Origin of the sequence: Streptomyces sp. NPDC003077 (genome assembly GCF_040611095.1) — a bacterium.
Lineage (GTDB): Bacteria > Actinomycetota > Actinomycetes > Streptomycetales > Streptomycetaceae > Streptomyces.
This window is the reverse complement of record NZ_JBEXNM010000002.1, coordinates 67,013-87,477: the sequence shown is the minus strand read 5'-3', so window position 1 is coordinate 87,477 and position 20,465 is coordinate 67,013. Positions and strand designations below refer to the sequence as shown.

The following is a 20,465-nucleotide window of genomic DNA, read 5'->3' as shown; positions in this document are numbered from 1 at the left end:
TCCGGCACAGCCCTCGGAAGGCGTCGCCCGGCTCGCCCGGTGACGTCTCCTTCCACCGCCGGAAAGGGCGAGTCGGCCAATCGACGAGGCGAGGCATTCCCGTCCGAAAACACACACCCGTGTTCAGGCGGGCGATGCTGATAGCACGGCGCCCGTCATGCCTCCGTCATCGCCATCCCAGCGCCCCCGGTAATTACGGTCGGCAAGCCGAAACGCGCACGAGACCCATTCCTCGTTCCGGAGCCATTTCCGCCTACCGGGACAGAAGCCGAAGCGGGTGCCCCCCATCACCCCACCCCACCCCACCCCTCCGCGCCGAACGCCCCCTTCACGTCCGAGGCGATCGTGGCGGCGTTCACCGTGCCGCGCAGGGCGTAGACGGTGGTGGTGTGCGGGCCGCGGACGTGCAGGTGGACGGGGGTGTCGCCGGGGTGGGCGGCGAGGATTCGTTTCAGTTCGCGTATCGAGTGTTCGGTGACGCGGTGGGAGGGGAGTGTGAGCCGGATGGGGGGACGGCCGCCGTGTTCGGTGGCGGAGATGTCCAGCACGTGCAGTTCCCTGCCGAAGACGTTCAGGGTTCCGTCGCGGTCTTCGAGCTTGCCCTTGACGGAGACGACGTTGTCCTCGGTCAGGGCGTGCTGGACGAGTTGGTAGGCGGCGGGGAAGAACAGCACCTCGATGCCGGCGTCCCGGTCCGCGAGGGTGACCAGGGCCCATGCGTTGCCCTGCTTGGTCACCTTGCGCTGGACGCCGGTGATCAGCCCGGCGAGCCGCACCTCCCCGGTGGTGCGGCCGGAGGCGAGGAGCGCGGCGAGGGAGCAGTCCCGGGCGCCGGCGAGGATGTGCTCGGCGCCGTCCAGCGGGTGGGCGGAGACGTACAGGCCGAGCATCTCGCGTTCGAGTGACAGCAGTTGCCGTTGCGGCCAGTCGGCGTCGTCGATGGGGAAGCCCAGGCCGAGGGGCGGTCCGGCGGCGTCCTCGTCGTCCCGATCGGCGAAGAGGTCGTCCTGTCCGAAGCCCGCCGCCTTCTTCACGGGGATGATCGCGTCGATGGCCTCCTCGTGGACGGCGGACAGGCCCTTGCGGGAGTGGCCCAGGGAGTCGAACGCGCCCGCCTTGATCAGGGAGTCCACGGCCCGCTTGTTCAGCGCGGGCAGGGAGACCTTGTCCAGGAAGTCGGCGAAGGAGGTGAATTTCCCTTTCCGATGGCGGGCGTCGGTGACGGCCTCGATGACACCGTCGCCGACGTTGCGCACGGACCGCAGCCCGAAGCGCACGTCGTCGCCGATCGCGGTGAACTCCGCGACGGACTCGTTCACGTCCGGAGGGAGGACGCGGACGCCGTTCTCGCGGGCGTCGGCGAGGTAGACGGCGGCCTTGTCCTTGTCGTCGCCGACGGAGGTGAGCAGGGCGGCCATGTACTCGGCCGGGTGGTTCGCCTTGAGGTAGGCGGTCCAGTACGAGACGAGGCCGTAGCCGGCGGTGTGCGACTTGTTGAAGGCGTAGCCGGAGAACGGCAGCATCACGTCCCAGAGCGCCTTGATCGCCTCGTCGGAGTAGCCGTTCGCCGTCATTCCGGCGTGGAACTTCTCCCACTCCGCGGCCAGCACCTCCGGCTTCTTCTTGCCCATCGCGCGGCGCAGCATGTCCGCGCCGCCCAGGGTGTAGCCGGCCAGCTGCCGGGCGATGGCCATGATCTGTTCCTGGAAGATCAGCAGGTGGTGGGTGGAGCCGAGGATCGGTTCCAGGGCCTGGGCCAGCTCCGGGTGGATCGGGGTGGGCTCCTGTTTGCCGTTCTGCCGCAGGGCGTAGTTGGTGTGGGCGTTGGCGGCCATGGGGCCGGGCCGGTAGAGGGCGTTGGCCGCGGCGATGTCCTCGAAGCGGGTGGGGGCCATCAGCTTCAGCAGGGCGCGCATCCCGCCGCCGTCGAGCTGGAAGACGCCGAGCGTGTTGCCCTTCGCCAGCAGCCGGTAGGTCTTCGCGTCGTCCAGCGGGATGACGACGGTGGCGGGGTCGCCGTCCAGGGGATCGACGGTGGCCAGCCTGATGCCCCGGTTCTCGCGGATGTTGGCGAGCGCCTGATCGATGACGCCCAGGTTCCGCAGGCCCAGGAAATCCATCTTGACCAGCCCCATCGCCTCGCACGACGGGTAGTCGAAGCCGGTGATCCGCGCGCCGTCGGCGGGGCGGAGGTGCAGCGGGATCCGCCGGGTCAGCTCCGTCTTGGACAGGATCACCGCGGCGGCGTGCACCCCGGTGCCGCGGGTGAGGCCCTCCACCCCGCGGGCGGTGTCGACGACGCGCCGCACGTCCGGCTCGTCCTCGTACATCTGCCGGATCCGGCCGGCCTCGGCGTAGCGCGGATGGGCGGGGTCGAAGAGGGCGGCGAGCGGGGCGGGCTTGCCGTTCTGGTCCGGCGGGAGGGCCTTGGTGATCCGCTCGCCGTGGGAGAAGGGGTAGCCCAGGACGCGTGACGCGTCCTTGATCGCGTTCTTGGCCTTGATGGTGCCGAAGGTGTTCACCAGGGCGGTGTACGCCTCGCCGTACTTCTCGATGACATAGCGGACCATGCGGTCGCGCCGGCGGTCGTCGAAGTCGAGGTCGACGTCCGGCGGGTTGATGCGCTCGGGGTTCAGGAACCGTTCGAAGAGCAGGCCGTGCTCCAGTGGGCACAACTCGGTGATGCGCGTCGCGTAGGCCACCAGGGAGCCGGTGGCCGAGCCGCGGCCCGGGCCGAGGGGGATCCCGTGGGTGCGGGCGTACCGGCAGATGTCGGCGACGACCAGGAAGTACGAGCTGAAGCCCATGGGCCCGATGACCGCCATCTCCGTCTCGAAGCGGTCCAGGACGTGCGCGGGCACCGGGTCCCCGTAGCGCAGGGCCAGGCCCTTGAGGGCTTCCTTGCGCAGCCAGGACTCCTGGGTCTCGCCCTCGGGCACGTCCGGGAACCTCGGCATCTCGTCGCGGTGGTCGAAGACCTCGTCGTAGGACTCGACGCGCTCGGCGATGAGGAGGGTGTTGTCGCAGGCCTCGGGGAGTTCCGAGAAGAGGCGGCGCATTTCCGCGGCCGTCTTGAGGTGGTAGCCGGAGCCGTTGAAGCGGAAGCGGTTCGGGTCGTCCTTGTTCTTGCCGACGCCGATGCACAGCAGGGTGTCGTGGGCGTCGGCCTGGTCCTCGGTGACGTAATGCGCGTCGTTGGTGGCCAGGAGGGGGATGTCCAGCTCCCCGGCCAGGCGCAGCAGGCCGCCGCGGACGTCGCGCTCGATGGCCAGGCCGTGGTCCATCAGCTCCAGGAAGTAGTTCTCGCGGCCGAAGATCTCCTGGTAGGCCGCGGCGGCGGCCTTCGCCTCGTCGTACTGCCCGAGGCGCAGCCGGGTCTGGATCTCGCCGGACGGGCATCCGGTGGTGGCGATGATGCCGCCCGGCCGCTCGGCGATCAGCTCGCGGTCCATACGGGGCTTGCCGGCCGGGAACTGGCCCTGGTAGCTGGCCTGCGTGCTGAGCCAGAAGAGGTTCCGCAGGCCCTCGGCGTCGCGGGCCCACATGGTCATGTGGGTGAACCGGCCGCCACCGGAGACGTCCTTGGAACCCTCGCCGTCCTCGCTCACGGCGCGCCTGCCCCCCGGCCCCCAGAACTCCCGCCTCCGGGAGAACCGGGAGGAGGGTGCCACGTACGCCTCGATCCCGATGATCGGCTTGACGCCGTCGAAGTCCTTCGCGACCTGCGCGAACTCGTAGGCCCCGAACATGTTGCCGTGATCGCTCATGGCGATCGCGGGCATCCGCTGCCGGGCCACCTCACCGAACATCGGCCGCAGCTTCTGGGCGCCGTCCAGCATCGAGTACTCGGTGTGGTTGTGCAGGTGGACGAAGGAGTCCGGCACGGGTGAGTCACCTCCGGGGCGGGGGAGTGGCGTATGGCGTGGGGCTTGTGGCGTGTGGCATGCGGTCTGTTGCCTGTGGGCCTGTTGCCTGTTGCAACAACCAACGGTTGATCGGTGTGCTTGCCCGGCGGATCGGGGCCTTTCGGGTGTAGGACCGTGAGTCCGGCCTTTTCCCTGTGCAGGGCGCGGTGCAGGGCGCGCTCATCCCCGTCCGGACCAGGCGACCCGCCGTCGCTCCTCACCATCAAAGCGAGCCCCGCGACAACAGATCAAACAACCGGGACGGTCACGGCGTACAACCCACAGTTGTCTGCGTAAGGTGGCCGCCATGGACCTCAACGCCGTACGCACCTTCGTCGCGATCGCGGACGCGGGGCAGTTCCAGAAGGCCGCAGTCGATCTGTCGCTGACCCAGCAGGCCGTCTCCAAGCGCATCAACGCGCTGGAGCAGGACCTCGGCGTGCGGCTGTTCCTCCGTACGCCGCGCGGGGCCAGTCTCACGATCGACGGGCAGGCGTTCCTGCCGCACGCCCGGGCGCTGCTCAAGGCTGAGGAGCAGGCAGCCGCCTCCGTGCGGCCCGGCCGTCGGGCGCTGCGCGTGGACGTCATCGGGCGGCGGATGGCGGTGGCCGGGCTGCTGCGCGACTTTCACCGGGCGCATCCCGAGGTGGAACTCGACGTCGTCACCCTCTTCGATGTCGACCAGGCCGTCAGCGCCGTCCGGGACGGCACGATCGACGCCACCTTCCGGGCCGTCACCATGCCGGGTCGGCGGCTCCCGGACGGCGTACGGGCCGCCCCGGTCTTCGACGAGCCGTTGCAACTGTGTACCGGCCCCGGCCACGAGTTCGCCGCCGCCCGCTCGGTCGCCCCGGAGCAGCTCGCCGGGCACCGGATCTGGATGCCCAGCAACGTCCCCGGCACGGAATGGGGCGCCTACTACGACGCGTTGGCCGCCCGTTTCGGGCTCACCATCGACACGATCGGGCCCGACTTCGGTGTCGAGGCGCTCCTCGACGCCATCGCGGATTCGTCGACGCTGGCGACCTTCCTCGGCGCGCGCACCCCGCTCGTCTGGCCCGTCGGCCACGACCTGCGCCGCATCCCCCTGCGCGACCCCACCCCGGTCTACCCGCACTCCCTGCTCTGGCGCGTCGACAACCCTCATCCCGCGCTCGGCACCTTGCGCGAGCACCTCGCCACGGCCGCTCGCTCGGGGGGCGTCGGAGGGGGGACGTGGCGGCCGGGGTGGGCGGTCCAGGGGGACGAGTGCGCTGCGGAGCCCGGACGCGCGTCGTAAGCATCGGGCATTGCGCGCCACGGAGGAGTCAGGACCGCTCAGAGGTCGTTTTCATCTGCACTGCGCGCAATCTCCTAATTTCTCCTACCCGGGAATGTGGTGAGGGTGGGAGTGTGAGTGCGGGTGAGGCTTCAGGGCCGGATGGTGTGACAGGCGGGGCGGGATGGAGCTCACGCCTGTCTCATCCCAAGGTGCCCGGCGCGCTGGCGGGAGCCGTGCTCCCAACCTCGGACCCGCGCTCCTGGACGCCGACGTCGGTCGGCAGTACGCCCGGGACATGGCCGAGCGTCGTCCGTATCCGAGTGACCTGTCCGATGCCCGCTGGGAGTTGATCGAGCCGGTGCTGAGCGCCTGGCGGGCCGAGCGCCGGCGGCATGCCCTGGACATCGGGCGTCCACCCGAGCACGACCTGCGCGAGATCATCAACGCGATCCTGTATATCGACCGGACCGGGGTGCAGTGGCGCTACCTGCCGCACGACTTCCCGCCCTGGGAGACGGTCTACGGCTACTTTGCGAAGTGGCAGAAGGATGGCGTGTTCGCCCAGCTCAACAGCCTGCTCAGGCAGCTTGCCCGGCAGAAGAAGGGACGGAATGCCGAGCCGTCGGCCTGCGTGATCGACGCCCAGAGCGTCAAGACCTCCACCAGCGTCCCGGCCAGGAGCCAGGGCACGGACGCGGGCAAGAAGATCGTGGGCCGCAAACGCAGCATCACCACCGACACACTCGGCCTCCTCCTCGCCGTCCTGGTCACCGCGGCCAGCGTCCAGGACTCCGTGGCCGGCACCCGGATGCTCGACCAGGTCGCCGCCGACCACCCCACGATCCGCAAGACCTGGGTCGACGGCGGCTACCGCAAGCACTTCGTCGAACACGCCGCCACCCTCGGCATCGACATGGAAATCACCCAACGCATGCCCGGGACCAGAGGATTCACCCCGATCCCGAAACGCTGGACGGTGGAGCGAACGTACGGCTGGCTCATGCTCCACCGCCGCCTGGCCCGCGACTACGAGGCTCTGCCCGCCCGCTCCGAAGCCATGATCCACCTCGCGATGACCGACCTCATGGCCCGCCGCCTCACCGGTGAGAACACCACCTCCTGGCGCGACCCCGCAAAGCCCCACCAACCGCAAATCTCAGGATGAAACACCGGGAGGAAACGACCTCTCAGCCCACGCCGAGCTCCCCCGCGTACGGCGGCTGAGCCCCCGCCCGAGAACAGGTGACGGCCGCGGCGCGGGCGGCGAAGTGGAGGATGTCGTGCCAGGCGTCGGGGGTGAGGGCGGTCAGCGCGGCGCGGGAGAGGGCGTCGTGGCCGGCCAGGCGGTGGAGGAGGGCGGCGTTGACGGTGTCGCCGGCGCCGATGGTGTCCACGACCTCGACGCGTTCGCCGGGGACCGTCACCTCGCCGTCCGGGGTCAGGACGGAGAGACCGTCGCCGCCCCGGGTCAGCACGATCGCCGACGGTCCGGCCGCCAGCCACTCCTTCGCCGCCACGGCGACGTCCGTGCCGCCGGCCAGCCACCCGGCGTCCTCCTCCGAGAGCTTGAGCAGCGTGACGTGCGGCAGCCAGGAGCGGAAGCGGGCGCGGTAGGCGTCGTGGTCGGGGATGATGTGCGCGCGGATGTTGGGGTCCAGCGCCGTGAAGACGCCCTGGTCGGACGAGCGTCGCAGCAGGGCCTCGTACGCGCTCGCGCCCGGTTCCAGGACGAGGGAGCAGGTGCCCAGGGACACCGCCCTGGTCCCGGCGGGGAGCTCGGACGGGAGGACGAAGAGGCGGTCGGCGGTTCCTTCGACGTAGAAGCCGTAGCCGGCCGAGCCGTCGGGGCTGATGTCGGCGACGGCGAGCGTGGTGGGTTCGGCGCCGCGCTGTACCAGTGAGGTGTCCACCCCGTCCGCGCGCAGGCCGCGCAGCAGCGCCTCGCCGAAGGTGTCGGTGGAGACGCGTGAGCAGAAGGCGGTGGGCGAGCCGAGGCGGCCCAGGGCGCGCGCGGTGTTGAACGGGCCGCCGCCCAGGCGGGGCAGCAGCGCGGGCAGCCGCTCGTCCCCGGCGGGGTCCTGGGGGGCGGGAACGAGGTCGATCAGGGCCTCGCCGGCGACGACGATCACGGGAGCTGGCCTTTCGTGTGGGGTTTCGGGAGGAACGGGAGGAAGGGGAGGAAGGGGAGGGGCTGGCGGTGTGGTCCGTTCCGCAGCCGCGGGAGTCGCGGGAGTCGCGGGAGTCGTGGGAGCCGCGGTGGACGGCGGTGGACGGCGGTGGACGGCGGTGGACGAAGGTGCGGGACGGGAGGAGGGCGGCGGCTCAGGGGGCGTCGGCGTGGTCCGTTCCGCAGCCGCAGGAGTCGCGGTGGACGAAGGCGCAGGGCAGGCGGATCGTGCGCGGCGGCCGGTCCGGTTCCTCCAGCCGCTCCAGCAGCAGCCGTACCGCGGTGGCGCCGATCTCCTTGCTGGGCTGGGAGATCGCCGTGAGCCGGGGGGCGAAGAGGTCGGCCCAGGAGAAGTCGTCGAAGCAGGCCAGCGCGATGTCGCGGGGCACGGCGAGGCCGAGGTCGCGCAGTGCCTGGAGGGTGCCGATGGTCATCGCGTTGTTGGCGGTGATGATCGCGGTGGGCGGCTGCGGGGCGGCGAGCAGGTGGCGGGTGGCGTCCTGGGCGCCCTCCGCCTCCGAATTGCCGCCGGCCAGCAGTTCGGGCGCGAAGGGCAGGCCGCGCGAGCGCAGGCCCTCCCGGTAGCCCTGGACGCGTTCGGTGGTGGTGCTCAGGCCCGGCAGCCCGGCCACCAGGCCGATGCGGGTGTGGCCGGCGTCGGCCAGGTGCTCGACCAGGTGGCGGACGGGGGCGGTGCTCTCCGCGCAGACCTGGTCGTGCTCGTCGCCGACGAGCCGGTCGAGGAAGACGGCCGGGATCTTGCCGCGGCGCAGGTAGTCCACCATGCCGGCGGGTTCCGCCGAGGGCGCGACGATCATGCCGTCCACCCGGCGCTCGTGCAGCAGCCGGACGACTTTGCGCTCGTGCTCCGGGTCGTCGTGCGGGTCGGCGATCAGCAGGCTGTACCCGGCGGCCAGGGCCTCCGCCTCGACGCCCTGGAGGATCTCGGTGAAGTACGGGTTGCTGATCGCGGAGACCGCGAGCCCGATGGAGCGGGTGCGGGAGGTGACCAGGGACCGGGCGAGGGTGTTGTGGGTGTACCCCAGCTCGTCGATGGCGCGCAGGACCGCGGCGCGGGTGTCCGGCCGCACCGGCCGGGTCTCGTTGAGCACGTGCGAGACCGTGGCCACGGAGACCCCCGCGTGCCGTGCCACATCGGCCATCGTCGTCATCCGGTCCGTCTCCCCGTGTGTGTTCGTGTCGTCCGGTGCCGGTGGCTCGTCCGGTCACCAGTGTCTTGTCCTGTCACCGGCGGCTCGTCCGGTTCTGCCCTGCCGGCCTTGTCCTGCCACCGGCTGCCTGCCGTTCTTCGTTCCGGTCTTCGTACGTTCCGGCCTGCGGCCTGTTTCCGTCTTCCGGTGACCGGCCGCGCCGGTCCCGATTGCCGGTACCGGGCAGTTTGTCGCGCCGCCGTTCCGGTCGCCGCACCGGGTACGGCCTACCGGAACGCAGTCCATCACACTCTAGACGTAAACGATTGCGCAAACGCTTACGTCCGGGTTATGTTCCCGGCACCTAACGCCGGGGCCAGCCGTCGCGCACCCCCGAACCGCACAATGACGTGAGGAGGCGCCGATGCGCGCTGTCGTGGTCACCGAGCCGGGCCGTACCGCCCTGACCGAATTGCCCGATCCCCGGCCCCAGCCCGGAGAGGTCGTCGTCCGCGTCTCCTCCTGCGGGCTGTGCGGCACCGACATGCACCTCCTGGACGGCGAGCTGCCGGCCGCCTCCTACCCCCTGGTCCCCGGACACGAGCTCACCGGCGAGGTCGTCGAGGTCGGCGAGGGCGTGCACTCCGTGGCCGTCGGCGACCGCGTGGCGGTGAACCCGAACATGCCCTGCGGCGCCTGCCACTACTGCCGTATCGGGCGGGCCAACCTCTGTGCCGACTACCGCGCCGTCGGCGTCACCCAGGCCGGCGGCTTCGCCGAACTGGTCGCCGTGCCGGCCGCCTGCTGCCACCTCGTGCCGGAGGGGTTCTCCGAGACCGCCGCCGGACTGATCGAGCCGCTGTCGTGCGCGGTGCACGGCCTGAACCGGCTGCCCCGCCGCCCCGGCGAGCACTACCTGATCTACGGGGCCGGGACGATGGGCCTGATGATGGCCGCGCTGGTGCGCACCGCGGGCGCCGCCTCCGTCTCCGTGGTGGACCTCAACGAGGACCGGCTGGCCTTCGCCGAGACCTTCGGCGTGGACGCCGCCGTCACCCACGCCGACAAGCTGGGCCGCGACGAGGGGTTCGAGGTCGTCATCGACGCGACCGGCGTCATCGCGGCCATCGAGGACGGCCTCGGGCGCGTCCGCAAGGGCGGCACGTTCCTCCAGTTCGGCGTCGCCGACCCGGCGCGTTCCGCGTCCTTCTCCCCCTTCCGCGTCTACCACCACGAGATCGACATCATCGGCTCGATGGCGGTGCACAACAGCTTCCAGCCCGCCATCGACGTCCTCGCCGCCGGTCTCAACCTCGATCCGCTGGTCAGCGACGTGTTCGGGCTGGAGGACTTCGACGAGGCGGTCGCCCGCTTCCGGGCCGGCACCGGCCGCAAGATCCACATCTCGCCGCTGAAGAGAGGCTGACCGGCCATGGCAACCGAGGCCCGCACCACGGTCACCCCCGCCCGGCCCTCCCGCCTGAAGAACGCCCTGATCTGGGTCTTCGGCGCCCTCGGCGGCATCTTGTGGGGTTACGACACCGGCGTCATCTCCGGCGCCATGCTGTTCATCAAGAAGGACATCGAGCTGACGCCCCTCCTGGAGGGCATGGTCGTCTCCGGGCTCCTGGTCGGCGCGATGCTCGGCGCCGGGATCTCCGGGCGGCTGTCCGACTCCTGGGGCCGGCGCCGCCTCATCCTCGCCGCCTCCGCCGTCTTCATTCTCGGCACGCTCGGCGCCGCGCTGGCCCCCGGCGCCGCGACGCTCATCGCCTTCCGCTTCGTCATCGGCGTCGGCGTCGGCATCGCCTCCGTCGTCGTCCCCCTGTACCTGACGGAGCTCGCGCCCAAACACCTGCGCGGCGGCCTGACCTCGCTGATGCAGCTCCTGGTCACCGTCGGCATCTTCCTCGCCTACGTCACCGACTACCTGCTCGCCGGCGCCGAGGCGTGGCGCTGGATGATCGGCCTGGGCGTCGTCCCCGCGGCGATCCTCGCGATCGGCATCGTCACCCAGCCCGAAAGCCCCCGCTGGCTGGTCGGCAAGGGCCGCACCACCGAGGCGCGCCGGGTCCTGGTCCGGCTGCGCGGCGAGGACGGCACGGCCGGCGCGGAACTCGCCGAGATCGAGGAGACCGAACGCGTCGAACGCGAACAGACCGAGACGCTGACCCTCCGCCACCTGACGGCCCCCCGGCTCCGCCCGGTCTTCATCGTCGGCATGCTCCTGGTCTTCTTCCAGAACTTCGTCGGCATCAACACGATCATCTACTACGCGCCGACCCTGCTCACCGACATCGGCTTCGGCTCCGACGGCGCCATCCTCGCCAACGTCGGCATCGGCCTGCTCAACATGCTGATGACGCTCCCCGCCATGCGCCTGATCGACCGCAAGGGCCGCAAGCCACTGCTGCTGTACGGCGCCCTGGGCATGTGCGCGGCCATGCTGCTGCTGGCCGTCACCAACCTGTCCGGACTGGGCTACGGCGCGGCGCTGTCCGTTCTGACCCTCTTCGGCATCGCGCTCTACATCGCCTCGTTCGCGATCTCCTGGGGCCCGGTGCAGTGGGTCATGCTGCCCGAACTGTTCCCGATGCGCGTGCGGGCGGCGGCCGTGAGCCTGTGCGTGCTGTTCAACTGGCTCTTCAACATGATCGTGGCCCTGGTCTTCCCGTCCCTGCTCACCGCCTGGGGCGCGGGCGTCAACTTCCTCTTCTTCGCGGTCACGACCTTCGCGGCCTTCGTCTTCGTACGGAAACTGCTGCCGGAGACGAAGGGGCGGAGCTTGGAGGAGATCGAACGGGACCTGCTGGGAGGACGAGCCGAAGCCCGCGAGGGCGACGGGCGGCCGGATTCCCGGGAGCGGGCCGAAGCGGCGCGGTGAATGGCTTCGGCTCCACGAGTTGAGCGCGGCCCCTGATCGCTGTGAGCGGTCGGGGGCCGTGAGTGTTGAATGGGGGCCGTGGGCGTTGCATGGGCGCCGTCGAGTGACGGGCGCGCGAATCAGCGCGCGCTGATGGTGTGCGGATGACGAGCACTGTCCGAGCTGAGCACATGCAATGCGCGGGTTGTCGGCAGTGGCTACGGGGCGCTTTCCCCGGCGGTATAGGGCTGGCCTGGGTCGGAGGCCGGCGCCGGGATTCGTCGATGTGGTTTCAAGGGCGCAGGGCTGCGCCGATTCGGCTTCGAAGGGCCCTTGCCATGGCTTGGGTGAGGGACCGGCCGGCTGTTCCGGACGGTTCCTAACGGCCGTATCGCTCCCTGTTCCATGCCACTTGCTCGGCGCTCACCGACGAACAGATGGCATACACATCTCCCAAACGGTCGTCGCCGCGATAGCGGGGTCGCCATTCTTCGTGGGCCCGGGTCACCAGGACAGACACCTGCGAATCAGGCTGCCAGTGCTGGGAGACGGCCGGTGCGTTCACGTCCGGGACGTCTTCCAAGGACACGCCCCGATTCTTCAGCAGCCGCTCCAGCTTGGCGAAGCGGAGATGGCGGTCGAAGCGCCCGTACCGGTCGCGAATTACCTGGTTGACGAGACTGCCGCCCCCGTGCGGCAGCCGGTGCACCTGCAAGGTGAAGTGGTGACCTTCCCAGGGCTGCTCTGGCGTTTTTCGTATCCAGAAGAACTCGACCACTCCGTAGTCCCGCCACATGCTGTGGTTGTTGAGGGAGTTTTCGAAGAAATCGGAACCCAGGATCGAGGTCACCCGGTCGGGGCTGTCCGTCGGCTTGGCGCCGAGCACTGTTCCGGTGGTGACCACGTCCACGTAGAACGCGAGGGAATGCGGAGTCAACTGGTTTTTTCTTTCACGGGGCTGGGGTGGTCGAATGCGGCGGTCTCAGCATAAGTGCCCGGGAGGTTACGACCATCCGTCGGACAGGCACCTTCAGGCCTTTCCTTGCGCGAAGGCCACCACCGCCCGGCAGGCCATACACCGAAAGCTCAGCGCCGGCGAGAATAAGGAAGAACCCCGGACGGCTGAACTCCTCATTCATCGCCGCCGACCGCGACCGCGGAAAGAACGCACCCAACGCATCACCCACCGACACGGCCACCGCTCCATCGGGCGTGCATGCCGGTGTTCTCGCGGGTACCAGTGCTCACGAGACCGCAGTCCCTACGCCGAATTCCCTGACCCCGTTCGTCCAGCGCCTCTGCTGGGCGCCGGCGCGGGCCGCTGGCTGGGCTCGGCCCGGACCCCGACTTGGCGCAGCCCGGGAACGGAACCGCCCACGCCGCCCCGCTACAGCTGGTACTCGTACCCAACCGTCAACCCGGTCGGCACGCACCACTCCCCGTAGACGATGACGCCCTCGTCGTCGGACCACTCGTGGCTGGTGCGTAGGCGGAAGGCGGAAGGCGGGAGAAGACGGAAGGCTGACGGCGCGGGCGCTCGGCGTCGGCGCCGGACGCGCTACCAGTCCAGATCAGCCGTCGTCTTCGCCGGGCCGAGGACCTGGACGTGGCCGTGGTCGCCGTACACCGAATGCCGCCACTGGGTGAACACCTCGGCGGTTCGGTCCGCTTTTTCCGATTCCATTATTCCGTAGTCGACCCGGACCACGGCCTCGCTCCGGGCGGTGCCCGCAGGCGTGCGGATGTAGACCCTCCGCACGTGATCGGCGATGGCGGCGTCCGCCTTCGAGGCGTCCGCCGCGAGGTAGGCGCGGAATTCGCGGAGCATCGGGAACCAGCGGTGCGGACCGGCCGTCGGCACGAGGCTGCCCTCGTCCTCGGTGTCGCCCATGGGAGGGCCGTCGGGGTCGTAGTCGTTGGTGTTGTCGGTGTCCCCGGTCTCCTCGGTGTCCCCGTTCTCGGTGGTCGTGTCGGGGAGGATCTCGCCCTGGTCGTCGGAGGTGGTGTCCGGCAGCTCCGGCCCCTGGTCGTCGGACGTGGTGTCGGGGAGGGCTTCGTCACTCAGCTCCGAGGTGGTGTCCGGGAGGTCTTCCCCCTGGTCGTCGCTGGTCGTGTCCGTCGTGGACGATTCCGGCGCGGCTGCTCGCGGCGCCCCCGCGCGTTCCGTACCGCAGGCGGTCAGCGCGAGGCAGCAGCAGACGAGCGCGGCGGCGACGGAGAGATGGCGAGTCCTGGTCTTCAAAGTGTTCCCCTTTCGGCTGGTGAGAGGGGAACACGGGGGCCGGGGTTCCGTACGGCGCCGTTCCGCCTGACTGTCGGCGGCCTCGCCCGGGGCCACGGCAGGGGCGATGCGGGACAGGCATGGTCGGGCCGGGCCATGGCGCGGCTGACGCGGGCCCGGCACGGTCGACGCGGGCCCGGCGCGGCTGACGCGGGCCCGGTGCGGTCGGGGCCGGGCCATGGCACGGTCAGAGTCGGCGAGGATTTCGGTCGGGGTCCGTGGCACGTCCTCGGGTGAGCGAGGCCTACTCCCGGTCGCTCGGTGTCGGCTCCGTCCGCCAGCGGGCCCGTACCACTCCGTCGTCATCCGGCATGACGGCGGTGCACAAAGGCACGCGTGCGTCGGCGTCCACGGGCAGGAGTGCCGCGGCGGTGGCGCCGGACAGCCGGGCGATCAGCTCGGGGAAAGTCCCAGGGAAATGCTCGGGGAAATGCTCGGGAAACCCCTCTTCGTCGGTGATGGCGTCGTGGATGCGCCCGTCCGGGTCCTGCCATACGCATTCGACGAGACCCGCGGCGGGCAGGGCCGTGAGCACCGCGCCGACATCGCGGGAAAGGGCCGGCCACACGGCCAGGCGGTCGACACCGGCCTCCGCGGCGAACGCCTCGACGGCCTGGCGAACGCCTCGACGGCCCGGAGGTAGGCGTCCTCGACCCGGTCGTGGTCGTCGGCGGCGGCGTCCTGGGCCGCAGTGGCGGCCTCGGTGGCGGCCTCGGTGGCGGCCATGCCGGTGACTCGCCGGCGCACCGAGGCGCGGCCGACCTGCGCCCAGTCGGCCGGCTGACCTACCGCGCCGCCGCCGCGCCGCGCGGGCCCGGTGCTACTTGAGCAGGCGGGCCGCCTCCACCCGCTGGAGGTGGATCACGACGTCGTGTGTCTCCGCGAGCCGGATCTGCGGGGAGTCCCCGCTCCAGGGGTAGGCGGTGCCGATGTTCCTGACGGTGCGCGGCGCGGCGAGCCAGGCGCGGGCCGCTGCCGGGGCGTTGCGCAGGTCCACCACGAAGTCGCGGTACCGCACCCGGTCGAGGGTGTGCTCGGTGGTGCCGGGCGCGGCCGGGCCGACGGCGAAGCGGTGGACGCCGCCGTCCTGGCCGAAGGCGTTGAACGAGCCCCGGTCGAAGGTGAGGCCGACACTCAGGTAGCCGCCGCCCAACTTCTCGCGGAGGAAGTCGCCCTGCACCTTCGGATGGGTGCCGGGGACGTAGGTCTTGAGGGCGATGTGGCTGTTGTGGGCGGCGAGCAGGATCTTGTCGCCGGTCCGCTGCTGCCACCAGGCGACGTTCTCCGCCATGATCCGGTCGCGGTAGCGCATGGCGTCGGTGGCGCCCTGCGGGTCGTCCAGGTCGAAGGCGAACAGCGTGGTCATCTGGTGGATCGCGGTGGCGTGCTGGAGGGCCCAGGCGTGCGCGTCGGCGTCGGCGCCCCTGCCGGGCCGCTGCTTGAGCAGGTCCACCGCCCGGCCGGTCCGCTCGGCGAGTTCCTTGCGTTCGGCTATCGGCTTCGCGAGGTAGTCGTTGACGTACGTCTCGGCGTCGGTGGTGGGCCGCAGGCCCCGGTACAACTCGGTGAGCCGCGGGGCGAGTTCGGGGCGGGCCTCGGCCGCGTAGGCGCTCACCTTGTCGTACAGCTCGGCACCGGCGAACGCGCCGTCGTCGCCGACGAAGCGGACCGGGTCCTTGGGGTGCTTGACGTTGTACGCGCGCATCCACTGGAGCAGATCGCGGTATTCGGCGTTGTTCCACCACCGGTAGGTGCCCTGGAACTCCTCGTCCATGATCTGCTTCAGGTCGCCCTTGCCGCTCGTGAGGTAGGCGTCGAGCCGCAGTCCGGTGCTCCACGGGGCTTCGAGGGCGAAGGCCCTGAAGCCCTTCTCCTCGACCAGGTACCGCAGGACCCGGTGCTTGACGGTGAAGAACTCGTGCGAGCTGTGGGTCGCCTCGCCCAGGCCCACCACCCGGGCGTCGCCGACCATCCGGCCGAACGGGCGCAGCTCGGCCAGGCCGCCGCGGGGCTCGGTGGTGCGCAGCGGGTGGGCCACCCGGCCGAGGGCCGCCTCGGGGGAGCGGAACGCGGCGGCCACGGCCTCCTCCGGGCCGGCGGGCGCGGCGGCACCGGCGGAGACCGACGCGGCGGGCGGGGCGGACGGGGTGGCGGCGGAGGCGGCCGGGGCGACGGCCAGGGTGGCACCGAGCGGGACGAGCAGGGCGGCGAGCAGGGCCTTGTGCGTGTTCATGGGCGCAACTCTCGCCGCGCGGGGGCACCCGGACCATCCGCTCCACCCCCCCGATCGACCGGGGGCTAGCCGCACCATCGACGGGCGGGGGACTGAGATCTGGGGCTCGGTCGTGAACAGAGCCAAGGAGGTTGCCTGGGCATACCGACCCGAGAGGTTGGGGACACGGCCGGCGGGTGGCGCCCCATTGAGGGCGGTCGAAGCGGGCTGAGGCGCGGGCGGCCGGGCCGATTCGCCGTCCCGGCAGGTCCTTGCTCGCGGTAGCGGTCGGCCCGCCGTTTCGCTGTGGCGGGTGGGACGTGGAAGCGTTCGGCTGCTCGGCGGAGTGGCCATTGCTCGTCGACTGCGCACTGTGCCGGGCGCAGGCGGCCGGTCTCGGTCAGGGGTGCGTTGCGGTGGACCATGCGGGTCTGTCCGCTCGGAGGACGACCATGGCCGGGTGCACGAGTCGCGTCTCGTGCACCCGGCCGTTCGGTGGGCGCCGGCAAGTGCTGGGGTCCGGGAGCGGGTTGTGGAAACGTGGGTGGGCTCGCGCGGAACGCGTACGTCGTTCGGGGGGTCTCAGGCGGGGCTCGCCGAGCAGGTCGGTGCGGGGCCGCACGGTTCCTGGCGGCTGCGTGGCGCGCCTATCGCCACCTCATCGCTCTCGCGCGCGCAGAGCTACCAGGCGACGGCTCCCCGAGCTACCAGGCGACGGCTCCCTTGTCGTCGAAGAAGCCGCCTCGGGGGCCGTCGTCGGGCAGGGTGGCGAGGTGCAGAGCGATCGCGGCACCCTGCTCGGGTGTGCGGTCCCCGGCGAATCCGGTGAAGTCGGTGGCGACGTACCCGGGGCATGCCGCGTTCACGATGATGTTCGTGTCGGCGAATCGGCGGGCGTACTGTGCCGTGACGCTGTTGAGCATCGACTTGGAGGGTGCGTAGGCGGCGGCCATCGGGCCGCTCTGCAGGGCCAGCGAGCCCATGGTGCTGGACATGTTGACGATCCGGGGCGCGGCAGCACGGCTGAGCAGCGGGAGCATCGCGTTCGTCACCCGGATCACGCCGAACACGTTCGTGTCCAGGACCGTGTGCAGGAGACCGAGGTCGAGGGTTGTGGGGTCCTGAGCGCCGTCCTCGAACCGGCCGGAGATTCCCGCGTTGTTGACGAGTACGTCGAGTCGCCCGGCTTCCTTCTCGATGCTCGTGGCCGCGGCGGCGACGCTGTCATCGGAGGTGACATCGAGGGCGACTCCGAACGCGTCGATGCCTTCGGCACGCAACCGCTCCACGGCCGCTTCACGCCGGGCGTCGTCACGCGCTCCCACGGCGACGGTGAAGCCGAGGGATCCCAGACCCTGAGCGATGGCGAAGCCGATTCCCTTGTTCGCGCCGGTGACCAGCGCTGTCTTGGTGTGGTTCACGCTGTTCATGCTCCGTGCGAGGCGTCCGATTCGTCCAATATGGATCAGGTACCTGGTGATACCTGGCGGGTATCACCAGGCGAATAGGGTGTGCACATGGACGACCTGGAGACCCGCGAGCTGCGGTACTTCGTCGCGGTCGCCGAGGAGCTGCACTTCGGGCGCGCGGCCCAGCGGCTCGGGATCGCGCAACCCCCACTGTCCCGCGCCATCCGGCAGCTCGAACGTCGGCTCGGCGTCCGGCTCCTGGACCGGGACCGGCGGGGGGTGGCCCTGACCGGCGCCGGCGGTGTGCTGCTGCGCGAAGCCCGCCTGGCCCTCGACGCGGTCGCGGCTGCTGCCAGACGGACCCGGCGGGCCGCGGACCTCCAGCGGCCCCTGGTGCTGGTGACCAAAGCCGGCGCGTCGCACGAACTGCTGCAACGGCTTCTCGCCGCGTCGGCGGCCGGCGCCGATACGGCACCGGTCGAAGTCGTCTTGTGCGAGGTCGGTGAGCAGGCACGATTCCTGCGCGCCGGGCGCGCGGACGTGGCTCTCATGCACCGGCCGGTCGACGACCTCGCCGGGTTCGATACCGAGGACATCCGCACCGAAGGCCAAGTCGCCCTCCTCCCGTCGGGACACCCGCTCGCCGCACGTCCCCAGCTCACCCTCGCGGACGTCGGCAACGTGCCTGACCTTCCCCTCGCCCGATGGCCCCGGCCGGACGGCTCCTACCCCGACGGCCCCGGGCCAGAGGTGCGCACGCAGTCACAACTCGCTCAGCTCGTCGCGCTCGGCAAGACCCTGCTCGTCATCCCTGCCTCCAGCCGCGCCTGGCAGTGGCCCGACCATGTCGCGGTGCCCGTCGTCGACGCCCCGGACATCACAACCGTCCTCGCATGGCCGGCCGGCCACCACTCACCGGCCCTCTCCGCGCTGCTCCGAGCCGCGACCGAGCTTCGCACCGTGCCACCAGCCGCGGCCACGCGCTGAACGCCGACCGCTCGCCTGAAGCGACTGTGCGTCATCGCCGGGAAGCCGTCCCGCGGACGGCACCACCGCCTTCGCCCAGGCCCGCAATCGCCTCGGCGAGTGGAAGCCCAACGGCTGACCATCCAAAGCCATATGTCGTCGCCAACCTCTGTGGGCAGAACCTGGGGCTTACGGGAGTGACGGCTCGGTGCTCAGGGGGTGAGCGCGGGTGGTGGTGCTGGGTTGCCCTGGTCAGGCGCCGGCGCCGCCGTCGACCGGGACGATCGCGCCGGTCACGTACGAGGCCCGGTCGCTGAGCAGCCACGCGGCGGCCTCGGCGATCTGCCGGGGCTCGGCCATCCTGCCGAGCGGGATCGACTTGGTCATGCGCTCGACGATGCCGGGAGCCGCCGCCTCCCAGGTGTCGATCATCTGGGTGGAGGTGCCGCCGGGCGTGATGCCGTTGACCCGGATGTTCTCGCGGGCCCAGTTCACCGCGGCGGTCTCGGTGAGGCTGTTGAGCGCGCGCTTCATGGCGCCGTACGCGGGCAGGGCCGGGTTCGCGCGGCGGCTGCCGATGCTGGAGGTGTTGACGATCGCCCCGCCGCCGTTCCGCCGCATGAGAGCGGCCTGGGCGTTCATGGCGGTCCAGTGCGCGCGGAAGTTCACGGCGAACTGCTCGTCGATGTCCTCCTCGCTCGTGGTGTCGACCGGGCCGAACTGCCGCTGGATGACCGCGCCGTTGTTGAAGGCGCCGTCGAGCCGTCCGTGCAGCTTTTCGACACTGCCGACGGCGGCGCGGATGCTCGTGCTGTCGGCGAGGTCCAGGGTGACGGCATCGGCGGTGCCCCCGTCGGCACGGATCCCGGTGACGATCTTTTCGAGGGCATCGGTGCCGCGGGCGGCGAGCACGACGGCGGCGCCCTCGGAGGCGAAGAGCCGGGCCGCGGCTGCTCCGATGCCGCGGCTGGCGCCGGTGATGAAGACGACCTTGCCGGTGAGCAGGCCGATGGGCGCGGCGGTGCCGGTGTTTTCTGTCATGCCACCACTGTCATTCCGGCCCGGGAGCGGATACAGGCACAACCAGTACTACGATCCGCCACCGGACGGCGGGCACACTTCCCGTATGGACAAGCGGGAACTCGGGGCATTTCTCCGCAGCCGCCGTGAGCGGCTCCGGCCGCAGGACGTCGGCCTCCCTTCAGGCCCGCGGCGCCGGACCCCGGGGCTTCGCCGTGAGGAGACCGCGGTCCTCGCGCACATCTCCACGGAGTACTACGTCCGGCTCGAACAGGGCCGGGCACCGCGCCCGTCGGCCGAGGTCCTCGCCGGGATCGCGGGCGCGCTGCGGCTGACCGACGCCGAGTCCGACCACCTGCACGTCCTCGCCGGCACCGCGCCGACACGTACCCGGTTGCACCGGCGCGACGTCCGCCCCAGCATCCTCGCGCTCTTGGAGCGGCTGCCGCGGACGGCCGGCTTCGTGGTGTCCGCCGCGTTCGAGGTGCTCGCCTGGAACGACCTCGCTGCCGCGCTCATGGAGGACTTCGCCCAGCTCGCCCCCGAGGACCGCAATCTCGCGCGCCGGGCATTCCCCGGGCCGGAGCACTCCGATACGCCGCTGTACGGGATCTCCGACGCCGCCGAGTTCCGCCACCAAGTGGTCATGAAACTCCACGCCACCCTCGCCCGTTACCCCACCGACCCCGCGGTGACCGGCCTTGTCGACGAACTCCGCGACACCAGCCCCGACTTCGCCCGGCTCTGGGAACGGCGCGACGTACAGCCCGCACCGATGCTCACCAAGACCTTCCGCCACCCGGCCGTCGGAGACGTCACCGTCGACTGCGACACCCTCACGCTCACCGACCGCGACCAGCACCTCGTGCTCTACAGCGCACCGCCGGGATCCCCCGGCGCCGAGGCGCTGGCCCTTCTGAACGTCCTCGGCGCCCAGGCGAGCGACCATCTGTACTAGCGCCACAGCCGACCTCCGGGACGCTGGCGAGGGCGTCGGTCTTGGCGCGCTGGTCGGCCGCGCATTCGCGGATCGGCGCGGCGGCGTGCTCCTCAAGGGGCTGACGGTCGGGCGCGGCGGCCGGCTGCCGGTTCATCCGGGGCTCCTGTTTCACCGCTGCCGCGCCGTGACGTACGAGCGCCGCAGGCAGTGCGGCGTCGGCCCGGCCCACCGCGACCGCCATATCGGCTGGATCGCCCACGTCCGATGCGCCCACGGCCCCGGAACTCACG

General features: G+C 71.0%; 15 protein-coding genes and 1 pseudogene. 6 read left to right on the top strand and 10 right to left on the bottom strand.

All coding sequences use genetic code 11. The features are described 5' to 3' along the window. Positions 1 to 287 precede the first annotated feature (287 nt). The gene (gene dnaE, locus ABZX96_RS01710; protein ID WP_355536080.1) at positions 288 to 3,884 is read right to left on the bottom strand and encodes a DNA polymerase III subunit alpha; all 3,597 of its coding nucleotides are present in this window, start codon (positions 3,882 to 3,884) and stop codon (positions 288 to 290) included. Between the two features lie 328 nt (positions 3,885 to 4,212). Between dnaE and ABZX96_RS01705 the strand changes: the two genes are divergently transcribed. Continuing rightward, complete coding sequence (locus ABZX96_RS01705) at positions 4,213 to 5,184, top strand: LysR family transcriptional regulator (protein ID WP_355536077.1); 972 nt, start codon at positions 4,213 to 4,215, stop codon at positions 5,182 to 5,184. A gap of 277 nt (positions 5,185 to 5,461) precedes the next feature. Next, complete coding sequence (locus tag ABZX96_RS01700; protein WP_355536074.1) at positions 5,462 to 6,331, top strand: IS5 family transposase; 870 nt, start codon at positions 5,462 to 5,464, stop codon at positions 6,329 to 6,331. A gap of 22 nt (positions 6,332 to 6,353) precedes the next feature. Here the strand turns inward: ABZX96_RS01700 and ABZX96_RS01695 are convergent, their stop codons facing one another. Together ABZX96_RS01695 and ABZX96_RS01690 are read right to left on the bottom strand one after the other, a co-directional pair. Further along, positions 6,354 to 7,295 carry a carbohydrate kinase gene (locus ABZX96_RS01695; protein ID WP_355536071.1) on the bottom strand — a complete coding sequence of 314 codons (942 nt, stop codon included), beginning with the start codon at positions 7,293 to 7,295 and terminating at the stop codon, positions 6,354 to 6,356. 193 nt (positions 7,296 to 7,488) lie between these two features. Continuing rightward, a complete protein-coding gene (locus ABZX96_RS01690; RefSeq protein WP_355536068.1) occupies positions 7,489 to 8,505 on the bottom strand; it encodes a LacI family DNA-binding transcriptional regulator in 1,017 nt (338 codons plus the stop codon). Between the two features lie 403 nt (positions 8,506 to 8,908). Here ABZX96_RS01690 and ABZX96_RS01685 point away from each other — a divergent pair, with 403 nt between their 5' ends. Together ABZX96_RS01685 and ABZX96_RS01680 are read left to right on the top strand one after the other, a co-directional pair. Then, a complete protein-coding gene (locus ABZX96_RS01685; protein WP_355536065.1) occupies positions 8,909 to 9,910 on the top strand; it encodes a zinc-dependent alcohol dehydrogenase family protein in 1,002 nt (333 codons plus the stop codon). A 6-nt stretch (positions 9,911 to 9,916) separates the two neighbouring features. Beyond that, on the top strand, positions 9,917 to 11,368 hold the full coding sequence (locus ABZX96_RS01680; protein ID WP_355536062.1) for a sugar porter family MFS transporter: 1,452 nt from the start codon (positions 9,917 to 9,919) through the stop codon (positions 11,366 to 11,368). A gap of 358 nt (positions 11,369 to 11,726) precedes the next feature. On the opposite strand, the gene ABZX96_RS01675 is transcribed toward ABZX96_RS01680, so the two are convergent. From ABZX96_RS01675 to ABZX96_RS01650, 6 genes and pseudogenes are all read right to left on the bottom strand, one after another. Continuing rightward, the gene (locus ABZX96_RS01675; protein WP_355536059.1) at positions 11,727 to 12,257 is read right to left on the bottom strand and encodes a hypothetical protein; all 531 of its coding nucleotides are present in this window, start codon (positions 12,255 to 12,257) and stop codon (positions 11,727 to 11,729) included. Between the two features lie 648 nt (positions 12,258 to 12,905). Then, positions 12,906 to 13,589 carry a hypothetical protein gene (locus ABZX96_RS01670; protein WP_355536057.1) on the bottom strand — a complete coding sequence of 228 codons (684 nt, stop codon included), beginning with the start codon at positions 13,587 to 13,589 and terminating at the stop codon, positions 12,906 to 12,908. 283 nt (positions 13,590 to 13,872) lie between these two features. Further along, positions 13,873 to 14,196 carry a hypothetical protein gene (locus ABZX96_RS01665; protein WP_355536055.1) on the bottom strand — a complete coding sequence of 108 codons (324 nt, stop codon included), beginning with the start codon at positions 14,194 to 14,196 and terminating at the stop codon, positions 13,873 to 13,875. 252 nt (positions 14,197 to 14,448) lie between these two features. Beyond that, positions 14,449 to 15,861, bottom strand: coding sequence for an erythromycin esterase family protein (locus tag ABZX96_RS01660; protein ID WP_355536052.1), 1,413 nt, complete (start codon positions 15,859 to 15,861; stop codon positions 14,449 to 14,451). Between the two features lie 188 nt (positions 15,862 to 16,049). Next, positions 16,050 to 16,265 (bottom strand): annotated as a pseudogene (locus ABZX96_RS01655) (helix-turn-helix domain-containing protein); the annotation flags it as partial. Positions 16,266 to 16,544: 279 nt separating this feature from the next. Continuing rightward, positions 16,545 to 17,270, bottom strand: coding sequence for an SDR family oxidoreductase (locus ABZX96_RS01650; protein ID WP_355536050.1), 726 nt, complete (start codon positions 17,268 to 17,270; stop codon positions 16,545 to 16,547). 87 nt (positions 17,271 to 17,357) lie between these two features. On the opposite strand from ABZX96_RS01650, the gene ABZX96_RS01645 reads away from it, so the two are divergent. Then, the gene (locus tag ABZX96_RS01645) at positions 17,358 to 18,236 is read left to right on the top strand and encodes a LysR family transcriptional regulator (protein ID WP_355536047.1); all 879 of its coding nucleotides are present in this window, start codon (positions 17,358 to 17,360) and stop codon (positions 18,234 to 18,236) included. Positions 18,237 to 18,467: 231 nt separating this feature from the next. Here ABZX96_RS01645 and ABZX96_RS01640 read toward each other — a convergent pair whose 3' ends face one another. After that, positions 18,468 to 19,256 (bottom strand): SDR family oxidoreductase, encoded by a 789-nt coding sequence (locus tag ABZX96_RS01640; RefSeq protein ID WP_355536044.1) that lies wholly within the window; start codon positions 19,254 to 19,256, stop codon positions 18,468 to 18,470. Between the two features lie 85 nt (positions 19,257 to 19,341). Between ABZX96_RS01640 and ABZX96_RS01635 the strand changes: the two genes are divergently transcribed. Next, complete coding sequence (locus ABZX96_RS01635) at positions 19,342 to 20,193, top strand: helix-turn-helix transcriptional regulator (RefSeq protein ID WP_355536041.1); 852 nt, start codon at positions 19,342 to 19,344, stop codon at positions 20,191 to 20,193. Positions 20,194 to 20,465: the final 272 nt, after the last annotated feature.

Coding starts and splice junctions, on each gene's coding strand:
- ABZX96_RS01640 (WP_355536044.1), bottom strand. CDS start 19,256: ATGACAGAAAACACCGGCACCGCCGCGCCCATCGGCCTGCTCACCGGC.
- ABZX96_RS01690 (WP_355536068.1), bottom strand. CDS start 8,505: ATGACGACGATGGCCGATGTGGCACGGCACGCGGGGGTCTCCGTGGCC.
- ABZX96_RS01650 (WP_355536050.1), bottom strand. CDS start 17,270: ATGAACAGCGTGAACCACACCAAGACAGCGCTGGTCACCGGCGCGAAC.
- ABZX96_RS01635 (WP_355536041.1), top strand. CDS start 19,342: ATGGACAAGCGGGAACTCGGGGCATTTCTCCGCAGCCGCCGTGAGCGG.
- ABZX96_RS01660 (WP_355536052.1), bottom strand. CDS start 15,861: ATGAACACGCACAAGGCCCTGCTCGCCGCCCTGCTCGTCCCGCTCGGT.
- ABZX96_RS01705 (WP_355536077.1), top strand. CDS start 4,213: ATGGACCTCAACGCCGTACGCACCTTCGTCGCGATCGCGGACGCGGGG.
- ABZX96_RS01645 (WP_355536047.1), top strand. CDS start 17,358: ATGGACGACCTGGAGACCCGCGAGCTGCGGTACTTCGTCGCGGTCGCC.
- ABZX96_RS01680 (WP_355536062.1), top strand. CDS start 9,917: ATGGCAACCGAGGCCCGCACCACGGTCACCCCCGCCCGGCCCTCCCGC.
- ABZX96_RS01700 (WP_355536074.1), top strand. CDS start 5,462: ATGGCCGAGCGTCGTCCGTATCCGAGTGACCTGTCCGATGCCCGCTGG.
- ABZX96_RS01685 (WP_355536065.1), top strand. CDS start 8,909: ATGCGCGCTGTCGTGGTCACCGAGCCGGGCCGTACCGCCCTGACCGAA.